The organism is Gallaecimonas aegicerasi, from assembly GCF_045291545.1.
In the GTDB taxonomy this organism is placed as follows: Bacteria; Pseudomonadota; Gammaproteobacteria; order Enterobacterales; family Gallaecimonadaceae; genus Gallaecimonas.
Genome location: NZ_CP149514.1, coordinates 552,919 through 571,465 on the forward strand (window position 1 = coordinate 552,919; position 18,547 = coordinate 571,465).

Sequence of the window (18,547 nt, forward strand, 5' to 3'; positions counted from 1 at the left end):
GCCCGTGGCAGCATCACGCTCGTTCAGCGTGGTGGTGATACTGCACGGGCCAGGTGAATTACAATTATTGCTTACTTGGTTTTTTGGCTTTTGGTACACCGAACTCTTCTGGGCTCAGATAGCCATCACCATTCTTATCCAGCCCCTTGAAGCGGAGCTGGCGACTTTGATTATTATTCATGGCTTTACCATCTGCCATTTTTGCTTTCATTTTGTTGTTGGGCGCCTTCTCAAATTCAGCTGCTGACAGTTTGCCATCGTGGTTACTGTCCATCATGTTGAAGGCCTGGCTGCGGTTCATCCGCCCATTACTCTTTTGCTTCAATTTTTTGTCTTGGTACTTTTCTTTACGCTTGTCCTTTAATTTTTCCTGGCGCATCTGACTTTGTCTGGCATGGATCGTTTTGGTGTATTCCGCGGCAGTAATTTTACCGTCACCATTGAGATCGAATTGCTTGAACTGTGCCATTTGCCCAGCATTTTTCATCATACGGCCTTCTTCGGCGCGGCTGCTCATGCGATTGGCATGGGCTTTATTGAATTCCGCTTCGCTGACGATGCCGTCACCATTGGCATCCATTTTTTTAAAGGCAATAGGGCCAGTTTCATTGGGTTTCGCTGCAAAAGCAGCGGGTGCCATTACCAGGGCCAGAGCGATTGCCAGTGCTGTATTACGCATTGCGTTGCCTCCTTTTAAGGCATCATGTTGGTATGAGCTGAGCATAGGGCAATTCGCGAAATTTGCTGCTTAACGGAGGCTGAAAAAAGGTAATAATTGCAACGCCCCATTGGTATTTGTGAGTAAAAAGAGAGGGATGTTTCTTGGGTGTTAACCGGGCTTTTGGGCCTTTATTACCAGTGACGACATAGCAAAATGGTGGCCAGCAATGGTCAGGGTATCGTCATCGTGGGGAGTGACGGCAATATCGGTAAAGCCGGTTTTGTGTAGGCTGTCAGCCAGCTCTGAACCGTCAAACAACTGAAAGCCGGCAAACTGGGGCTGGGTGGCCATAGAGGCCCGGCTACGTAAACCCAGCACTAACCGGCCAGCGGGTTTAAGCGCCGTGAAAAGGCGAGCGCTGACACCAAGTAGATCCTGCCAGAAGTAACAGGTATTCAAAGATAACAGCGCTGTGAATTGCTCTTGGTAGGGCAACTCATGTAAGTCTCCCTGGACAAAATGCCACTGCCCTGACGCTTGTGCCTGCGCCGCTTGTACCATATCTGCTGAGTTATCGAGCCCCAGATAGCGGGCACCGACGGGCAACATCGCCGGCACATGGGCGCCGTTACCGGGACCCAGTTCCAGCAGGTAGTCAGTGCCGGTGAGTTGCAGTGCCGTCAGGCAATTTTGCAGCAAGCGTTGATTACTCTGCTGCATGCCATCGGCCACCCGCAGGCCCAGTTCGCCCTGAGGGTGGCGCAATTGCTGGCCAAGTTTTTGCGGGTCAAGTGTCACGGTGTTGTCCTATGGGCAAACGGCGCAACCGGTTTGCATTACTGACAACCGTTACTGACGACAGTGCCATGGCGGCTCCGGCAATCACGGGACTCAGTAGCCAACCGGTAAAGGGGTAGAGTACACCGGCGGCCAGCGGGATGCCGAGCGTGTTGTAGACAAAAGCGCCAAAGAGGTTCTGGCGGATGTTGGCCAATGTCGCCCGAGCGATCGCAATGGCATCGTCAAGCACGGCCAAAGAACCGCGCATCAGTGTCAGATCGGCTGTTGCCATGGCGATATCGGTGCCGCTGCCCATAGCCATGCCCACATCGGCCACCGCCAGTGCTGGTGCATCATTGATGCCGTCACCGGCCATGGCAACACGTTGGCCATTGGCTTGCAATCGCTTGATATAAGCCGCTTTGTCGTTGGGTAGCAGGCAGCCCTTGGCCTCATCTATACCCAGGGTCCTGGCCAGCTGCTGCACTGCCTGCTCACGGTCTCCTGATAGCACCACCAGCTTTAAGCCCTTTTGCTGCAGAGCGCGGATGGCTTGCTGAGTATCGGCTTTGATAGGGTCGCTGATGGTAAAGGTTGCCAGCCAATGCTCGCCAAGACTGAGGTACACATAGGTGCTTGAAGTGTCGCCGGGGTCAGGCAAAGTGATGCTATCCGGGTGCAGTGTACGGTTACCCAAGCGTATTTCCTGGCCCTGATAGTCACCGGTCATGCCTTGGCCACTGTGTTCTGTAATGTTGTTCAGTGTTGCTGGTGGTGTTTGCTCTGCCCACTGTAGCAGGGCGTTGGCCAGGGGGTGCTGGCTGCCGGCCTCCAAAGCGTTGACCAGAGCCGCGACATCATGCGCCTGTTCTGCTTGCTCAACGTCGGTTACCCGAGGCTGCCCTTCGGTCAGGGTGCCGGTCTTATCCAGCACCAGGGTATCAATGTGGGTCAGAGTTTGCAGAGCATCGCCATTACGGATCAGTACTCCGGCCTGGGCCGCTTTGCCGACCCCAACCATGATTGACATTGGCGTTGCCAGCCCCAGGGCGCACGGGCAGGCAATAATCAAAACACTGGTAGCGGCGATCAAGGTGTGGCTCAGCACCGGTGGTGGCCCAAACAGATACCAGCACAATGCCGTCAGTGTGGCAATCAGCAACACGCTGGGGACGAAGATGCCGGCAATACGATCAGCCAGTTGGCCTATTTGCGGCTTGGCGCTCTGGGCCTGTCGAACCTGCTCAATGATTTGGGCCAGTAAGGTGCTGTCACCGGCGTTGCTGGTTTTGACCAGCAAGGTGCCTTTTTGCAGCAGAGTACCGGCGTGAACGGTGTCACCTTGGCCCTTGCTTTGCGCAAGGGGCTCGCCGGTCAACATACTTTCGTCAACTAGGCCATCACCGTCACAAATGATGCCGTCCACGGCAATTTTTTCGCCACCGCGTACGCGGATCACATCGCCCGGCTCAATACCTTCAATGGCCACGGCCGTGGTTTTTTCCCCCTGTACTACCTGGGCTGTTTTTACCTGCAAGTCAAAAAGCTGATGCAGGGCGTCGGCCGTTTTACCTCGGGCGCGGGCCTCCAGAGCCTGGCCGAGGTTGATGAGGCCAAGGATCATCAGGCTGGCTTCAAAGTACAGGTGCCGGGCAGCCTCCGGGAACCACTGTGGTGCCAGCACGACTGTCATCGAATATAGCCAAGCGGCGCCGGTGCCCAAGGCCACTAGGCTGTCCATGTTGGCCTGGCCATGTCGGGCGGCACTGACTGCGCCTTTATAAAAATGGCCGCCGGTTACCAGCATCAACAGTGCGATGAACAGGCCAATAGCGGCCCAGCTAAGTTGGCTGGTGGTGTCGGTTACGGTCATGGCGCCACCAAACCAGGCCCACAGCATCAAGGCTGCTCCGGGTAACAGGGCAGCCAGGCTCTGCAAGAAGCGGCGTCGCTGATGCTGGCGGTCATTTTGCTGCTGGCTTTGCCGCTCCTGTTCGGCATTGCCGGATAACTGGCGGGCATCATAGCCGGCAGAGCGAATGGCACTGATGATGGACTCAACAGCTCCGGAGCTGTCAATCAAAGCGGTGCGATCGGCAAGGTTGATCTGCACTTTGGTTATCTCTGGCACCTGCGCCAGGGCTTTTTCAATGCTGCGTACACAACCGGCGCAGCTGACGCCCAAGAGAGCTAGCCGATAGGTATGCGCCATAAAAACCTCCAGATGATAGATTTATCTCGCAGGGTAAAGCCTGGAGTTACTTCAAGGTCAAGCGTTGCAGCGCCATTGGACTTATGGCTAATTGTGACCCATAACAGGCCGCGTAAGCTGTCGGCCCACTCTCGCCTATCACCCTCAGGAAGTTGTTGACGATGATCGAGCAACGCTGCCGTCTGCCCGGTTGGCAGGCACTGGAAATGTCCGCCGAACAGGCCGCCGGCCTAATTAAAGACGGCATGATTGTCGGCATGAGCGGCTTTACCCGCGCCGGTGAAGCCAAAGCTGTGCCCCATGCGCTGGCCGGCCGGGCCCGTAATGAGCCTTTGTCGATTACCCTGATGACCGGCGCTTCGCTGGGCAATGATCTGGACAAGGAACTGACCGAAGCCGGAGTACTGGCCCGGCGCATGCCTTTTCAGGTGGATACCACACTGCGTAAAGCCATCAACGACGGTAAGGTGATGTTCATCGATCAGCACCTGTCTGAAACGGTCGAGTTGCTGCGCAATCAGCAGCTGGGGCATATGGATGTAGCCGTGGTGGAAGCCTGCGCCATTACCGAAGAAGGCGGCATTGTGCCTACCACCTCGGTGGGCAACTCGGCCAGTTATGCCATTTTGGCTGACAAAGTCATTGTAGAGCTTAACCTGGCGGCGCCGGCTGAACTTGAAGGCCTGCATGACATTTATATTCCCGGTAGCCGGCCGCATCGCCAGCCGATCCCGGTGGTGGCACCCGACAGCCGTATTGGCCTGCCTTATATTCCGGTCGACCCGGCGAAAATTGCCGCTATTGTTGTCACCCACGGCAAAGACAGCCCCTCGACCGTACTGCCGCCGGATGCTGACACCCAGCGTATTGCCGATCACCTCATTGCCTTTTTCCAGCAGGAAGTCAGCGCCGGGCGACTGACCCCGCAATTACTGCCGCTACAGGCCGGTATCGGTACCATGGCCAATGCAGTGATGAGCGGCCTGGCCCATGGCCCTTTCGAGGGGCTAAGCATGTATTCCGAAGTACTGCAGGACTCCACCTTTGACCTGCTCGACAGTGGCAAGCTGCTGTTTGCTTCCGGTTGTTCCATTACCCTATCGCCAGAGCGTAACGAGCAGGTGATGACCCAGCTAGGCCGCTACCGTGACCGTTTGATCCTGCGGCCGCAAGAGTTGTCCAACCACCCAGGCATTGTTCGCCGCCTCGGTATTATTGCCATTAATACTGCACTGGAAGCCGATATCTACGGCAACGTCAATTCCACCCACGTTTGCGGTACCCGGATGATGAACGGCATTGGTGGCTCCGGTGACTTTGCCCGCAACGGCCAGTTATCGATCTTTGTCACCAAGTCCCTGGCCAAAGGCGGTGATGTGTCCAGCTTTGTACCCTTTGTCAGCCATGTCGATCACACCGAACACGATGTCGACATTCTGGTGTCTGAACACGGCCTGGCCGATTTACGCGGCCTGGCGCCGCGGGAGCGGGCCCGCACCATCATTGCGCATTGTGTTGACCCGCTGTACCGCGACGCCCTGACAGCTTATTTTGAAGAAGCCTGTCAGCGTGGCGGCCATACTCCCCACTGCCTGGAAAAGGCCCTGTCCTGGCACCTGGCACTAGAGCAACATGGCAGTATGAAAACCCTGCTGTAGTCCTGAACAAGGCGCCGCAGGGCGCCTTTTGTTTTTGTTGAGCCTCAGGCTACAATGCCATAACTGTTTTTATATACAGGTATGGCGTGCGTAAAATCATTCACGTCGACATGGACTGCTTTTTTGCGGCGGTGGAAATGCGCGACAATCCGGGCTGGCGCAATGTGCCCTTGGCCATTGGCGGTGCCCGGGAACGGCGTGGGGTGATTGCGACCTGCAACTACCCGGCGCGGCGTTTTGGCGTACGTTCGGCCATGAGCACCCACAAAGCATTGCAACTGTGCCCACAGTTAGTGCTGATCCCTGGCCGCATGGCGCTATATAAAGAAGTTTCAGCCCAGATCCGCGCCATTTTTGCCCGCTACACCGAACTGATTGAGCCACTCTCGCTGGATGAGGCCTATCTGGATGTGACGGACAGTCCGCACTACCAGGGGTCGGCTTCACGTATTGCCGAGGCGATCCGTGCTGATATTGCCCGTGAGTTGCAGCTGACGGCCTCGGCCGGCGTGGCGCCCAATAAGTTTTTGGCCAAAATTGCCTCCGAAGAAAATAAGCCTGATGGCCTGTATGTGATCACTCCGGCACAGGTAGCCGATTTTGTGCGCGACTTACCGCTTCGCAAGATCCCCGGCGTTGGCCCGGCCACTGAGCAGCGGCTGGCCGATGCCGGGCTGTTTTACTGTCGTGATATTCAGCAGCAGGAGCCACAGGCATTTATGGCCCGTTTCGGAAAATTCGGGGCCGTACTGTACCAGCGGGCTTTTGGTCAGGACGAGCGGCTAGTAAAAGTGTCTCGGGAACGAAAATCAGTTGGAGTAGAACATACCCTGGCCGAGGATCTGCACAGCCTGGCGGCGGTAGCTGAGGTAGCGGCAACACTGCTGGATGAACTGCGCCGACGGCTGGCCGAGCGACCAATGGTGCGCCTGGGCGTTAAACTGAAATTTGCTGATTTTACCCAGACCACCATGGAACACGGCGCCACCTTTTTGGATGAAGCCTTATTGGCCGTGCTATTGGCAGGTGCCTATCAGCGTGGCCAGGGCAGAGGCGTGCGGCTGGTCGGGGTATTTGTGGCATTGGCGGCACCCGGGCGAGCCAGTCAGTTGAGCTTACCGCTGGCATGAGATTTGGCCCACGTTCGGTGGTGGCCTAGAATGGCGGCTCATACTTCACTGGAAGAGATTGCCAATGGCCATTGCCAACCCTGTACAAGAAACCGATCTCCAGGCCGCCATTGACAGCGGTCGTTATGATGCCCTGATCCTGATCCACGGCCCTGATGCCAAGCTGCCCGCTGGCGTTGCCGATGTTCTGACCGATTACCAACGCCTCGACCGGCGGCTGGCCAGTCAGTGCCTGATGCTGGTGTCTGAAGCCATGCCGGGGCGACGTTTACTGGCCAGTGCCACAGGCCCATTGCAGCGTGACTATGATGATGTCCGGGCCTTTTACGATGCCGCCAAACTGGCAGCCAAGGCGGCCAGTGATGCAGGCATTCGGGCGCCGCTGTTGCTGGTGGCCGGTGTGCCGTCGCAGCCCCGTTACCAGCAAGCGGAGCTGAGCGCCTTGCTGGGATTATGGCAAGGTTGGTGGCAGCCGCTGGAAGGCCGTGAAGCACGCGGTGAAGCAGAGCTGGAGCCCATTCAGACGCTGGGCGTAGTCAGTAACGATCTCGACTTGCGCTGGGCCTTGGCTGTAGAGCAGGGCCGCCGGGCCGGGCGCGATCTCTGCGGTACCGAACCGGAGCGTATGGCGCCGCTGAAATTTGCCCAGTACTGCGAGCAGCTCTTTGCTGGTTCAGCGGTGAAAGTGTCGGTGATGCGCGATATTGACCGCCTCAACCGCGACTATCCGCTGTTGATGTCAGTGGCCCGTGCCAGTGTGGCGGTGGAGCGCCACAGCCCCTGCGTGATCCGTTTGGAATATGAAGGTGAGGGCAACATCGAAAAAACCCTGCTGTTTGCCGGTAAGGGTGTGACCTACGACACCGGCGGCGCCGATCTGAAAGTCGGCGGCCACATGGCCGGGATGAGCCGCGATAAAGGTGGCGCCGCGGCGGTAGCCGGGTTTATGAAAACCCTGGCAGAGCTGCAGCCGAAAGGTATTAAGGCCATTGCCGAGATTGGCGCAGTACGCAACAGCATCGGTGCCGACAGCTTTGTGGCTGATGAAATTATTACCAGCCATGCCGGTGTACGGGTTCGCATTGGCAATACAGACGCTGAAGGGCGCTTGGTACTGGCTGACTTACTGTCGCACCTGCGTGAAGACGCGAAACAAGCGGTGGCACCGGAGCTGTTTTCTGTGGCGACCCTGACCGGCCATGCCGCCCGGGCACTGGGGCCTTATACGGCGGTGGTGGAAAATGGCCCGGCACGCTCGCTGCATACCGGTGAGCGGCTGGCGAGCCTGGGTGACCGCTTCGGTGATCCGGTGGATATTTCCCGAATTCGCCGTGAAGACTACGCCTTCATTGCCCCGCGCACGGCGGCAGACGATGTGCTGAGCTGTAACAATGCCGGCTCGTCAGTGACACCGCGGGGCCACCAGTTCCCAATGGCGTTTCTGGCCATTGCCTCGGGGCTGGATAAGCATGGTTGTGACAGCGACCTGCCGTTACCGTACAGTCACCTGGATATTGCCGGTTCAGGTATTGAAGGCGGCGACTGGCAGCATGGCAAACCGTCAGCAGCACCGGTCATTACGTTGGCTGCAGCCTACCTGCGCGAGTGATTATTGAAGCTGTCACAAAGTAGTGATGAACTGACCGCTGTGGACGTTGCCGGCCTGAGTGCCGGCAACTTTTTTTATAGGCGGTGTTAAATCCTGTTTTTTATTGCATCCTTTTGTTTATTAATGGTTTTATCCTTTTGTGTAGTTGTCGGGTGTACTTGTCACCTGAAAAAAAATACCCCTCTGTAGGCGCTGTAACATTGGCGTCATCTAGCGATGATAAAAAATATCCCGACCTGATGTGATAGCGGCGACTTGTCGCCTCAACCCAACGAATTTGGTTCTAGGAACGCGCTATGAAAAAGTTGCTTAAAGGTGCAGTACTCGGTTGTCTGGTAATGGGCTCAGCTTCTGCTCTGGCCGACACAGTAATTAACGGTGCAGGTGCGACTTTCCCGTACCCTGTTTATGCCAAGTGGGCCGAGCAATACCACAAGGAAACCGGTGTCAAACTGAACTACCAAGCCATCGGTTCTGGTGGTGGTATCAAGCAAATCGTCGCTAAAACTGTTGACTTCGGTGCTTCTGACGCACCGCTGAGCAAAGACCGTCTGGACAAAGAAGGTCTGGTGCAGTTCCCGGCTGTTATGGGTTCTATCGTACCGGTTGTTAACCTGGACGGTATCAAGCCTGGTGAAATGAAGCTGTCTGGCGCTCTGCTGGCCGACATCTACCTGGGTAAGGTGAAGTACTGGGATTCCCCGGCCATCGCCAAACTGAATGCTGGCCTGAAACTGCCGCACCGCCCGATTTATGCAGTACACCGTTCTGACGGTTCTGGTACTACTTACAACTTCACTGATTACCTGAACCGCGTTAGCCCGATGTGGAAAGAAAAAGTCGGTATGGGTAAAGAAGTTGCCTGGCCGAGAGAAGCCCACCAGTTGGGTGGTAAAGGTAACGCCGGTGTTGCCAACTTCGTTAAACGCACCCGTGGTGCTATCGGTTATGTTGAGTTTGCTTATGCCAAAACCAACAACCTGACCTACACCCAGATGCAAAACAAAGCTGGTAAGTTTGTTGAGCCAACTATGGCTGCCTTCCAAGCTGCTGCTGCTAACGCTGACTGGGCGCACGCTCCGGGCTTCAAACTGATTCTGAACGACCAGCCGGGCGACGCTTCTTGGCCGATGACTGCTGCGACCTTCATCCTGATGCACAAATCTCAGGCGAAGCCGGAAGTTGCCAAACAAGTTCTGGATTTCTTTGCCTGGTCTTACGCTCATGGTGATAAGATGGCGTCCGACTTGGAGTACGTACCGATGCCTAACTCGGTCGTCGACATGGTTGAGACCATGTGGAAGAAAGACATCAAGTCTACTGACGGCGCGCCGGTCTATAAGTAACACCAGCGCTCTGGCAACAGCCCCCGCTTTCAGCGGGGGCTACGTCGTTTCTGGAAGAATAGTTGTGATGTTATGAAAGAAGTTGCGATGAGGGGCAGTACTTTGCAGGGCGATACCCTTTTCCGCCGAGCTTGCATCAGCAGTGCTGGCGTGATTTCGGTGTTAATGCTGGCTATTTTGATCTCGCTGGTTGTCGGCGCCTGGCCGGCGCTGGATAAGTTCGGCCTGAGCTTTTTTACCAGTTCTGAATGGAATCCGGTGACGGAAACTTTCGGAGCCGCTAACGCCCTTTACGGCACCGTGGTGTCGTCCATTATCGCGGTAGTTCTGGCTTTGCCTGTGGGCGTGGCCATCGCTATTTTCCTCTCTGAGCTGAGCCCAGAGTGGTTGTCTCGGCCATTATCCATTGCCATTGAGCTGCTGGCGGCAGTACCCAGCATTATCTACGGTATGTGGGGCCTGTTTGTTTTTGCTCCCTGGTTTTCTGAAGGTTTTCAGATGTGGGCCGGTGAGCATTTAGTTGGTCTGCCGATTATCGGGGGCTTTTTTGATGGCCCGCCGATGGGCGTAGGCCTGCTCACCTCCGGCATCATTCTGGCTTTTATGATTTTGCCGATCCTGACGTCGCTGATTAAAGAAGCACTGTCCACTGTGCCGAGCGTGCTGCGCGAAGCCACCTATGGCATTGGTGCAACCCATTATGAAGTCATTACTAAGGTGCTCTTGCCGGCGATCAGAAGTTCGGTATTCGGGGCGCTGATTCTGGCCTTGGGCCGGGCTCTGGGCGAAACCATGGCGATTACCTTCGTCATTGGTGGTGCGCAGAGCATCAGCCAGTCTCTGTTTATGCCGGCTACCTCGATTTCGGCCACCATTGCCGAACAGTTCAATGAAGCCACCGGCGACTTGCATATTGCGTCATTGATTGGCCTGGGTCTGGTGCTATTCATGATCACCTTCGTGGTGATGGGGGCAGCTCGGGTCTTGTTACGGAGGAAGGCAAAATGATCGCCACCCGTAAAATCAAAAACGGCTTGTTCAAACTGTTCTGCGTGGCCGCTACCATCTTGGGCGCCAGCATCCTTGTTGTTATCCTTTACACCCTTTTTCATAAGGGCCTGGCGGGGATGCACTGGAGCATATTTACCGAAAACACCCCTGGCCCTGGCGGTCAGGGTGGTCTTGCCAATGCCATTATTGGCAGCATGATCATGACCGGCCTGGGTATTGCCATCGCCACCCCGATCGGGGTGTTGGGTGGAACCTGGCTGGCGGAATATGGTCAGCAGTCTAAGACGGCTGATACCATTCGCTTCCTCAATGGCATGCTGATGAGTGCACCGTCTATTCTGATTGGCTTGTTTGTATATCAGGTGGTGGTGGTGTCCATGGGGCATTTCTCCGGCTGGGCAGGGGCTATTGCCCTGGCCATTATCTCTTTGCCGGTGATCATCAGTACCACTGAGGAAATGCTGAAATTGGTACCGAAAACCTTGCGCGAGGCCGGCGCCGGCCTGGGCACACCACGCTGGAAAGTGACGGTGATGCTGAGCTATCGCTCGGTTGGTACCGGCATTGTTACCGGTATTCTGCTGTCTATTGCCCGCATCAGCGGTGAAACTGCGCCGTTGCTATTTACCGCCCTGAATTCCAATTTTATGACCGTTAATCCCAACGAACCGATGGCCAACTTGCCGGTGACTATTTATCAGTTTGCCATGAGTCCTTATGACTCCTGGAACCAGCTGGCATGGTCGGGTGCATTGATTATTACCATGGCCATTTTGTTGCTTAATGTATTGTCACGGGTTCTACCCCAGCTTAAAAAGCGGAGGTCCTCATGAGTCAAGTTGCCATGATTACTGACTATCAACCAACTCCCCTTACACATCGCATGGACGTACAAGGTCTGAGCTTCTTCTACGGTAAGGACAAGCAGGCGTTGTTCGACGTCAACCTGCCGGTTTACAAAAACCGGGTTACCGCGCTGATCGGTCCTTCTGGTTGCGGTAAGTCCACTTTGTTGCGTTGCATGAACCGGATTTTCGAGCTCTACCCGAACCAGTACGCCGAAGGTAACGTCTTGCTTGATGGTGAGTGTGTACTGGGTAAAGGTACGGATCTGAACGATCTGCGGGCTAAAGTCGGCATGGTTTTTCAGAAACCGACACCTTTCCCGATGTCCATTTACGACAACATTGCCTTTGGTATCAAACTCTACGAGCGGTTGTCGAAAAAGGAGATGGATGCCCGGGTGCGTGAGGCTCTGGAACAGGCACAGCTGTGGAATGAAGTAAAAGACAAGCTGCACACCGAGGCTTCCGGCCTGTCTGGTGGCCAGCAACAGCGGTTGTGTATTGCCCGTACCATTGCCCTGAAGCCGGAAGTAATCCTGATGGATGAACCCACTTCGGCACTCGACCCTATCGCTACCCAAGGCATTGAAGAACTGATCAGCCAGCTGCGTGAGCACTACACCATTGTGATTGTGACGCACAATATGCAACAGGCGACCCGGCTGTCGGACTATACCGCTTTCATGTACTTAGGGAAGCTGGTGGAATTTGGCGAAACCGAGCAGATTTTCTCTGCGCCGAAAGAACAGCGTACCCGTGATTACGTGCAAGGTACCTTCGGTTAAGTTACCCGCTTGCTGAAAAATGGCCGCTTATGCGGCCATTTTTTTGCGGAGTGGGATCTCTGCTACAGTCGCTGCTCATGGTATTGTGGCAGTCGCCGCTTGGCGGCGTTTTTTATGCAGACAGGGTACAAACCATGACAAAAAAATACCTGGTCAGCTGGGATGCGTTTCATGATGCGGCCCGGCAACTGGCAGCCCGACAATTACCCGCCGAACAGTGGCGCGGCATTATCGCCGTGACCCGTGGTGGCATGGCGCCGGCACTGGTACTGGCGCGCGAATTGGGGCTGCGCCACCTTGAGACAGTGGGCATTTCTTCCTACGACCATGATCAGCAACGCGCTTTGGAAGTGGTCAAGGAAGCCAGTAGCGATGTAGGTGACGGCAGTGGCTTTCTGGTGGTGGACGATCTGGTAGATAGCGGCGACACCGCGCGTATTTTGCGTCAGCGTTTTCCGAAGGCACGGTTAGTGACTGTTTTTGCCAAGCCACAGGGAAAAGCCCTGGTGGACGACTACGTGATAGATATCGACCAGGACACCTGGATTGAACAACCCTGGGACATGGCGCCTGCCTACCAGGCGCCCCTGTGCGGTAAGGATTAACGGCCGAAGGTCTGCGCCAAGCCGTCAATGCGGGCCATGTTGTGATTCAGCAACTGGCCACTTTGCTCCAGTTCATCGACAGCCGATGCGGTGGCCTCAGCCAGGTCGCGTAGCCGCTGAATATTGCTGTTCACTTCGTTGGCCATGGCGCCTTGTTCTTCAGCGGAGGTGGCAATTTGTGCCGCCAGATCGTTGATTTGTGCCACCCGCTGGAAGATGTCATCCAGCTTGTCGGCCACATCATGGGTATCGTCCACACAACATTGTGCATGCTCACGATTTTTGTCCATCAACTGGCGCCAGGACGACAGCATGGTACGCATGCCGCTGAGTTTGTCACGAATGTCAGCAGCAGATTGCTGGGTCCGCGAAGACAGTGCCCGGACCTCGTCGGCCACTACAGCAAAGCCGCGGCCATGTTCACCGGCCCGGGCTGCTTCAATGGCAGCGTTGAGGGCCAGCAGGTTGGTTTGGTCGGCAATACCTTCAATTTCCGTCATGGTGCTGGTAACTTTTTCGGTTTCCTGGTGCAGGCCCTCGGCGGCCGAAGCCGACTCTTCCACGTCCCGTTGCAATTGAGTGATCCGCGCTGATGAGGCGTCCAGGGCCTGGCGAGCGGAATGGCATTGCTGATGGGTGTCGCGAACCTGATCCGAGGTGGTCTGGCTGGACTGGGCAATATCGGCAATGGTGCTGGTCAGTTGCTCGATAGCCACCGCCATTTGTTGCGCTTCATGTTCTTCTGCCCGCACTTGTTGGCGGGTTTGACCAACGTTGTGTACCAGCGTATCGGAAACACTGGACAGAGCGTGTGCGGCATCGCGCGTCCGCCCCAGCATGGCGGCGTTTCTTGACCAGTTCATCATGGCATCAAAACGAAGTCCGGCACCAAAATCACGGCCAGAGAAGATGGTCTGTGACAGCCACAAGTCGTGGTACTTACTGGCCTTGTCATCCATAACCCATAAAGGCCGCAACCAGGCAAAGATCCCCAGCGCAGAGGTCAGGCCACCAACACTCAGGCAGATGGCACTGGTCCAGCCGGACAGCAGCAGCGCCAATAATGCCAGGGTGCCTACCGGCAATGCCCCAAACAGGAAGCCGCGCAGGTCAATGGTACGGCTCAGCTTCTTACCGTTGCGCAGGTTACTGTAGACCTTGCTGGCTTTTTCAATGAAGTGAGGCTGAGCTTTGCGGCGCACGGACTGGTAGCCAATGCACTTGTTGCCTTCAAAGATGGGCGCCACATAGGCATCAACCCAGTAGTAACGGCCATCCTTGCAGCGGTTTTTGACAATACCGCGCCAGGGGCGCCCGGCCTTGAGTTTTTCCCACATGCCAGCAAAGGCTTCTGGCGGCATATCCGGATGACGCACCAGATTATGTGGCTGGCCAAGCAGCTCTTCTTCTGAGAAACCGGCAATTTTTATAAAGGTATCATTGACATAGGTAATGATACCGCGAGTATCAGTGGTAGAGACCAGTTCCTGGTCGTCGCCGACTACCACCTCTCTATCGACAACTGGATGGTTAATGCGCATGGTGCCGCTTTCCTTCAAACCCTGATGTCTGTATCGGAGTCAGGCTGGATAACTTGATGAGTTAATGATGGAAAAGGCTAACTGTTCGAGGCGGGCGCTGTCACTAACTGGATCAAAAAACCCCGCATCAGCGGGGTTTGGCTTAGTTCAGTGCGTCCCAGGGCCAGTATTTAGCGGCGCCGATGGTCGCTTGTAAGGCCGCTCCTGACTGGGTTATCTGATAAGTGATGACATCCAAGTCAACTGACTGATTGGCAGTGACTTCGCCACCGTCGTTGTTGGCTTTAGCGGTTGCTTCTGCCTGAGCACTGGCGTCCCAGCCGTGGTCACGGAAGCGCTCAAAATCGGCTTTGTTTTTGAAGATCAGCACTTCCCGGTAGTCTTTGATGCCCAGACCAAAGCCAACACCACCACCGCCAACACGCATATAGGTGTGGCGCCCGGCTTTGTCGGTCAAGACGCCATAGCCGCCGGACGTCGACAGTAAAATCAGGTTTTGATTGGCCATGTCAAAAACACCATAACCATAAGCTGAGGCTATCTGGCTGCGGGCTTTGGGGTGTTCTTTATAAAGTTGCTTGAGGGTGTCGCTGCGCATGTTAAGCACCGCCTGACGCTTTTCTGCCGGGGTGTTGCCGGTGACGCTGCAGGCGCCCAGTAACAGGGCAACGGTGGCCAGCAGTATTGTTTTCCATCTTTGCATCAGTGTCTCCTTTTTAAGGTTCGCAACAAGCATAGAGGACGCTAGCTGACGTCGACATGAAAAAGGTGCCATCAGGGCACCTTTTACTGTCATGACAGAAATCCTTCGCGGTTACAGGGCTGTACCGTTCAGGCTCAGGCCAAAAAACTGCATCAGTTGCTGCGGGCTTTTGAAGCGGGTCTTGAACTTAGGGTCCATCAGCTGCGCCAGTTGAATAGGCTGCGCCGGTTTCATGGCCAATACCAGTTCATGGTGGCCGCCGAGAAATTCAGCAATGGCTTTTTTGTGCGCAGCTTGCAGCATCGGGTTGTGTTCAACACCGGAGAGGATCTGCTGTTGCAGTTGCTCGCGAGTCATACCGCTTTGCTTGCCTTTGATATTCATCAGCATGTCAACCAGGCCGCTATCAGCAAAGCTCATGCTCATCTGGCTGATTTTCAGGTCCATGACCTTCGGCATCACTTCCATAGTGAGCTGGCGCATGGCCTGCTTGTCTTTGCTGTCGATGGATTGCGGGTGCGTTTTTTTGAAGGCAAGGGCCCAGTTCACCAGCGGGTTGGCATTGTCCGCGTCAAAGGTAAAACGAAAATGGCCAAGGTTGGCATCAACAGTGTCGGACTCGACTCGGAAGGTGCCCTTGTCTTTATCGTAATGAGATTGCTGTGTGCCATGAATATCCAGTTTCGCAAGGGTGGCCTTGATATCGGCGGGCGCATCTTGCAGCAGGCCGGTACCCAAGCGGATGCCGGAGTAGGTAACGGTAGACGACGTCGGCACACTATCAAAAGCCAGGGAGTCAGAGCCCACTTGGCGCAGATGCACCATCGGCTGCTGCTGTTTGCCATACAGGGTGATGTCTGAAACGTGCCAGCTGTGGCTCAGGACATTGGCGGAAACATCGCCATAGGTGATATTCAGGCCTTTGGCGGCCAGCTCCTCACTGGTTTTGGTCAGCTGCTGGCGCACCTTTTTTTCGACATACCAGTTTCCCCCGGCGATGGCGCCGCCGGCGATCACCACCAGCGTACCCAAGGCGATTACGGCCTTTTTCATAAGACGTCCTTTTCGTCAGTAAATGAAAGTGGCCGCTATGGTAGAGGGGGCCTGTTGTTACTGTAAAGTTAATGTTTGTAAGCAGGTGTCAGCCGTGTAAGCGGGTAAAACGGGCCAACAGCACCTCGGCAGGCTCAATTGGCCCCTGTTCAATACAGTCGATAGGGCACACTGCCTGACACTGTGGCAGTTCATAGTGGCCAACGCATTCGGTGCAGCGGTTAGCGTCAATTTCATACACTGTGGCGCCCAGGCTGATGGCGTTATTGGGGCAGGCGGGCACGCACATATCGCAGTTGATGCAGTCATGGTTGATGCTCAGGGACACGGTGCTTCTCCCAGTCTGACCAACAGCGCATACGATGTTGGCGGGCAGGAAAAGGGCAGTGTCAGCACCACCTGATGACCATCCCCTGGCGCCACATCGATAGGGGCGCCGTGCTGGTTAGCCAGTTGCGTCAGGGTAAAAGGATGGTTGCCACTGGGGGTAACGAGCAGTAACTGGTCGCCAACGGCGAAACGGTTTTTCACTGCCACTGTCAGTTGCTGCTGTTTCCCGCTCAGTATTTCACCGACAAACTGGTGGGCACTGGCCGGGGCGCCGGTATGGTAGTTCTGCAGGGCTTGCGGCCGGTGGCGCTGCAAAAAACCTTCGGTGTAACCACGATTTGCCAGGTGCTCCAGCTCACTCAGGTATTGTTCGTCAAAGGGTTTACCGGCAGCGGCATCATCGATGGCCTGGCGATAAATCTGGGCGGTACGGGCAACGTAGTAGTGGCTTTTGGTACGGCCTTCAATTTTGAGCGAATGCACGCCCATGGCAGTGAGCCGTGCTACGTGTTGCACTGCTCGTAAGTCCTTGGAATTAAAAATGTAGCTGCCGTGCTGGTCTTCTTCGGCGGCCAGCCACTGGCCGGGGCGGCTAACGTCTTCAATCAGCATTTGCTGCGGCTCGGCCAATGCCAGTTGGCCGCAGCTGTCTTCTATAGCGGGAGCTGTTCGGTAAGACCAGCGGCAGGCGTTGGTACAGGTGCCTTGGTTGGGGTCACGCTGGTTGATATAGCCTGACAGCAAACAGCGACCGGAGTGGGCCATACACAAAGCGCCATGAACAAAAACTTCCAGTTCCATGGCCGGGCAATGCTGGCGGATCTCGGCAATTTCATCCAGCGACAATTCTCGGCTCAGGATCACCCGCTCGATCCCCTGGCTGGCCCAGAACTGCACGCTGGCATAGTTAATGGCATTGGCCTGTACCGACAGGTGAATGGCCATGTCGGGAAAATGCTGGCGTACCAGCATAATCAGCCCCGGATCGGACATGATCAGCGCATCCGGGCCCAGTGCCAGCAGTGGCGTCATATCGTTAATGAAGGTGGCCAGCTTACTGTTATGGGGCTGAATGTTAACGACCAGATAAAAGCGTTTGCTCAGGGCGTGGGCGCGGTCAATGCCGGTTTTCAGGCTGGCCGCGTCAAAGCGGTTGTTACGTACCCGCAAGGAATAGCGGGGCAGGCCGGCATAAACGGCATCGGCACCGTAGGCAAAGGCATATTCAAGGTGTTTGAGACTACCGGCAGGGCAGAGTAATTCAGGCTTTTGCATTGGTCACAATCATCAAGGTGGGCCAGGAGCGGGCAGCCTAGCCGCTCTTTTGATGGATGCATTTGATCTGCCTTAAGGTATAGTGAGAAGGCGTTGAATCATCACAGATCACTGAAACACCCATGGCTAACGAAAACGACTTGCTGGCGTCGCTGATTTCCAAAATCAAAAAAGACGCGCTGATCCTCCCCACTTTACCGGAAGTTGCCCTGCGGGTACGGAGCGCTACTGAGCGTGAAGAAGTGTCGATGACCGAGCTGGCAGACATTATCCGCCAGGATCCGGCACTGGCGGCGCGCATTATCAAAGTGGCCAACTCGGCACTGTATCGGCGCAGCATGTCAGCCGAGTCGATTCAAAGTGCCTTGGCCCGCATCGGTATGCGCCAGATCCGTTCTATCGTCACCGGTGCCGCCATGCAGCAGCTGTTCCTGTGCGACAACCCTATTGTTGAAAATGTCATGATGACCGAATGGGAAGACAGTGTATCTGTCTCCAGCGCCGCTTGTCTGTTGTTGCAGCAATATCTGGAACGCGGTGGTGCCAACCCGCGGGAGTTGAGTGTTGATGGTGCCCAGCTGGCGGGGCTTATTCACAATATCGGTGTATTGCCGATCCTCGCCGAAGCCGAACAGCAACCAGAAACCGTGACCAGCCCTTACCTGCTGAAAAAAGTGCTGACCCGGTTGTCGCAGCCACTGGGTTTGAACGTGCTGAAAAGCTGGGGCTTTGGCAAAGAACAGCTGGATGTGGTGCGTCACTGGCGCGATCCAGATTACAATCCGGCCGAACCTGACTATGTGGTGTTTGTACGCCTGGGGGCCATGGCTTGTGGATTACTGGAGCGCTACGGCATTGATACCGACGCACTGGCCGCTGAGGCCGTCAAAGAGGGGCTGTTCCCCTCTGTGGGATATGTCGAAGAACCGGCTTTCACTGAACCCTTTGATGAATTAAAGGCCGCTTTCGATTTGTAAAAAAAACGCGGCCAGAGCCGCGTTTT

At 55.6% G+C, this 18,547-nt stretch carries 17 protein-coding genes; 9 read left to right on the forward strand and 8 right to left on the reverse strand.

The genetic code is table 11. The features are described 5' to 3' along the window. Nucleotides 1-64 precede the first annotated feature (64 nt). The 3 genes from WDB70_RS02645 to WDB70_RS02655 all read right to left on the reverse strand — a co-directional run bounded on the left by WDB70_RS02645 (nucleotide 65) and on the right by WDB70_RS02655 (nucleotide 3,653). On the reverse strand, nucleotides 65-679 hold the full coding sequence (locus WDB70_RS02645; RefSeq protein ID WP_406666343.1) for an EF-hand domain-containing protein: 615 nt from the start codon (nucleotides 677-679) through the stop codon (nucleotides 65-67). Between the two features lie 150 nt (nucleotides 680-829). Next, a complete protein-coding gene (locus tag WDB70_RS02650; protein WP_406666345.1) occupies nucleotides 830-1,459 on the reverse strand; it encodes a class I SAM-dependent methyltransferase in 630 nt (209 codons plus the stop codon). Next, nucleotides 1,449-3,653 carry a heavy metal translocating P-type ATPase gene (locus tag WDB70_RS02655; RefSeq protein WP_406666347.1) on the reverse strand — a complete coding sequence of 735 codons (2,205 nt, stop codon included), beginning with the start codon at nucleotides 3,651-3,653 and terminating at the stop codon, nucleotides 1,449-1,451. Before WDB70_RS02655 ends, WDB70_RS02650 begins: the two co-directional genes overlap by 11 nt. A gap of 161 nt (nucleotides 3,654-3,814) precedes the next feature. On the opposite strand from WDB70_RS02655, the gene WDB70_RS02660 reads away from it, so the two are divergent. From WDB70_RS02660 to gpt, 8 genes are all read left to right on the forward strand, one after another. Then, nucleotides 3,815-5,311, forward strand: a complete 1,497-nt coding sequence (locus tag WDB70_RS02660) for an acetyl-CoA hydrolase/transferase family protein (RefSeq protein WP_406666349.1) — start codon at nucleotides 3,815-3,817, stop codon at nucleotides 5,309-5,311. 86 nt (nucleotides 5,312-5,397) lie between these two features. Next, nucleotides 5,398-6,441: a DNA polymerase IV gene (gene dinB / locus WDB70_RS02665; RefSeq protein ID WP_406666351.1), complete on the forward strand. Its 1,044-nt coding sequence runs from the start codon at nucleotides 5,398-5,400 to the stop codon at nucleotides 6,439-6,441. Nucleotides 6,442-6,505: 64 nt separating this feature from the next. Further along, nucleotides 6,506-8,050 (forward strand): leucyl aminopeptidase family protein, encoded by a 1,545-nt coding sequence (locus tag WDB70_RS02670; RefSeq protein WP_406666353.1) that lies wholly within the window; start codon nucleotides 6,506-6,508, stop codon nucleotides 8,048-8,050. 296 nt (nucleotides 8,051-8,346) lie between these two features. After that, nucleotides 8,347-9,396, forward strand: coding sequence for a phosphate ABC transporter substrate-binding protein PstS (gene pstS / locus WDB70_RS02675; protein ID WP_406666355.1), 1,050 nt, complete (start codon nucleotides 8,347-8,349; stop codon nucleotides 9,394-9,396). Between the two features lie 87 nt (nucleotides 9,397-9,483). Then, nucleotides 9,484-10,404 (forward strand): phosphate ABC transporter permease subunit PstC, encoded by a 921-nt coding sequence (pstC, locus tag WDB70_RS02680; RefSeq protein WP_406666357.1) that lies wholly within the window; start codon nucleotides 9,484-9,486, stop codon nucleotides 10,402-10,404. After that, nucleotides 10,401-11,240, forward strand: coding sequence for a phosphate ABC transporter permease PstA (pstA, locus tag WDB70_RS02685; protein ID WP_406666359.1), 840 nt, complete (start codon nucleotides 10,401-10,403; stop codon nucleotides 11,238-11,240). Before pstC ends, pstA begins: the two co-directional genes overlap by 4 nt. An 11-nt stretch (nucleotides 11,241-11,251) precedes the next feature. After that, on the forward strand, nucleotides 11,252-12,037 hold the full coding sequence (pstB, locus tag WDB70_RS02690) for a phosphate ABC transporter ATP-binding protein PstB (RefSeq protein ID WP_406667998.1): 786 nt from the start codon (nucleotides 11,252-11,254) through the stop codon (nucleotides 12,035-12,037). A gap of 134 nt (nucleotides 12,038-12,171) precedes the next feature. Next, nucleotides 12,172-12,642, forward strand: a complete 471-nt coding sequence (gene gpt / locus WDB70_RS02695; protein ID WP_406666361.1) for a xanthine phosphoribosyltransferase — start codon at nucleotides 12,172-12,174, stop codon at nucleotides 12,640-12,642. On the opposite strand, the gene WDB70_RS02700 is transcribed toward gpt, so the two are convergent. The 5 genes from WDB70_RS02700 to yegQ all read right to left on the reverse strand — a co-directional run bounded on the left by WDB70_RS02700 (nucleotide 12,639) and on the right by yegQ (nucleotide 17,544). Further along, entirely contained in the window at nucleotides 12,639-14,183 is a 1,545-nt protein-coding gene (locus WDB70_RS02700) for a methyl-accepting chemotaxis protein (protein ID WP_406666363.1), read from the reverse strand. The genes gpt and WDB70_RS02700 overlap by 4 nt on opposite strands. 142 nt (nucleotides 14,184-14,325) lie before the next feature. Next, nucleotides 14,326-14,886 carry a hypothetical protein gene (locus WDB70_RS02705; protein WP_406666365.1) on the reverse strand — a complete coding sequence of 187 codons (561 nt, stop codon included), beginning with the start codon at nucleotides 14,884-14,886 and terminating at the stop codon, nucleotides 14,326-14,328. 111 nt (nucleotides 14,887-14,997) lie between these two features. Then, nucleotides 14,998-15,939 (reverse strand): hypothetical protein, encoded by a 942-nt coding sequence (locus WDB70_RS02710; RefSeq protein WP_406666367.1) that lies wholly within the window; start codon nucleotides 15,937-15,939, stop codon nucleotides 14,998-15,000. Between the two features lie 88 nt (nucleotides 15,940-16,027). Beyond that, nucleotides 16,028-16,267 carry a YfhL family 4Fe-4S dicluster ferredoxin gene (locus WDB70_RS02715; RefSeq protein ID WP_406666369.1) on the reverse strand — a complete coding sequence of 80 codons (240 nt, stop codon included), beginning with the start codon at nucleotides 16,265-16,267 and terminating at the stop codon, nucleotides 16,028-16,030. Further along, nucleotides 16,258-17,544: a tRNA 5-hydroxyuridine modification protein YegQ gene (gene yegQ / locus WDB70_RS02720; protein ID WP_406666371.1), complete on the reverse strand. Its 1,287-nt coding sequence runs from the start codon at nucleotides 17,542-17,544 to the stop codon at nucleotides 16,258-16,260. Before yegQ ends, WDB70_RS02715 begins: the two co-directional genes overlap by 10 nt. Nucleotides 17,545-17,666: 122 nt before the next feature. Between yegQ and WDB70_RS02725 the strand changes: the two genes are divergently transcribed. Continuing rightward, the gene (locus WDB70_RS02725) at nucleotides 17,667-18,521 is read left to right on the forward strand and encodes an HDOD domain-containing protein (protein ID WP_406666373.1); all 855 of its coding nucleotides are present in this window, start codon (nucleotides 17,667-17,669) and stop codon (nucleotides 18,519-18,521) included. Nucleotides 18,522-18,547 lie beyond the last annotated feature (26 nt).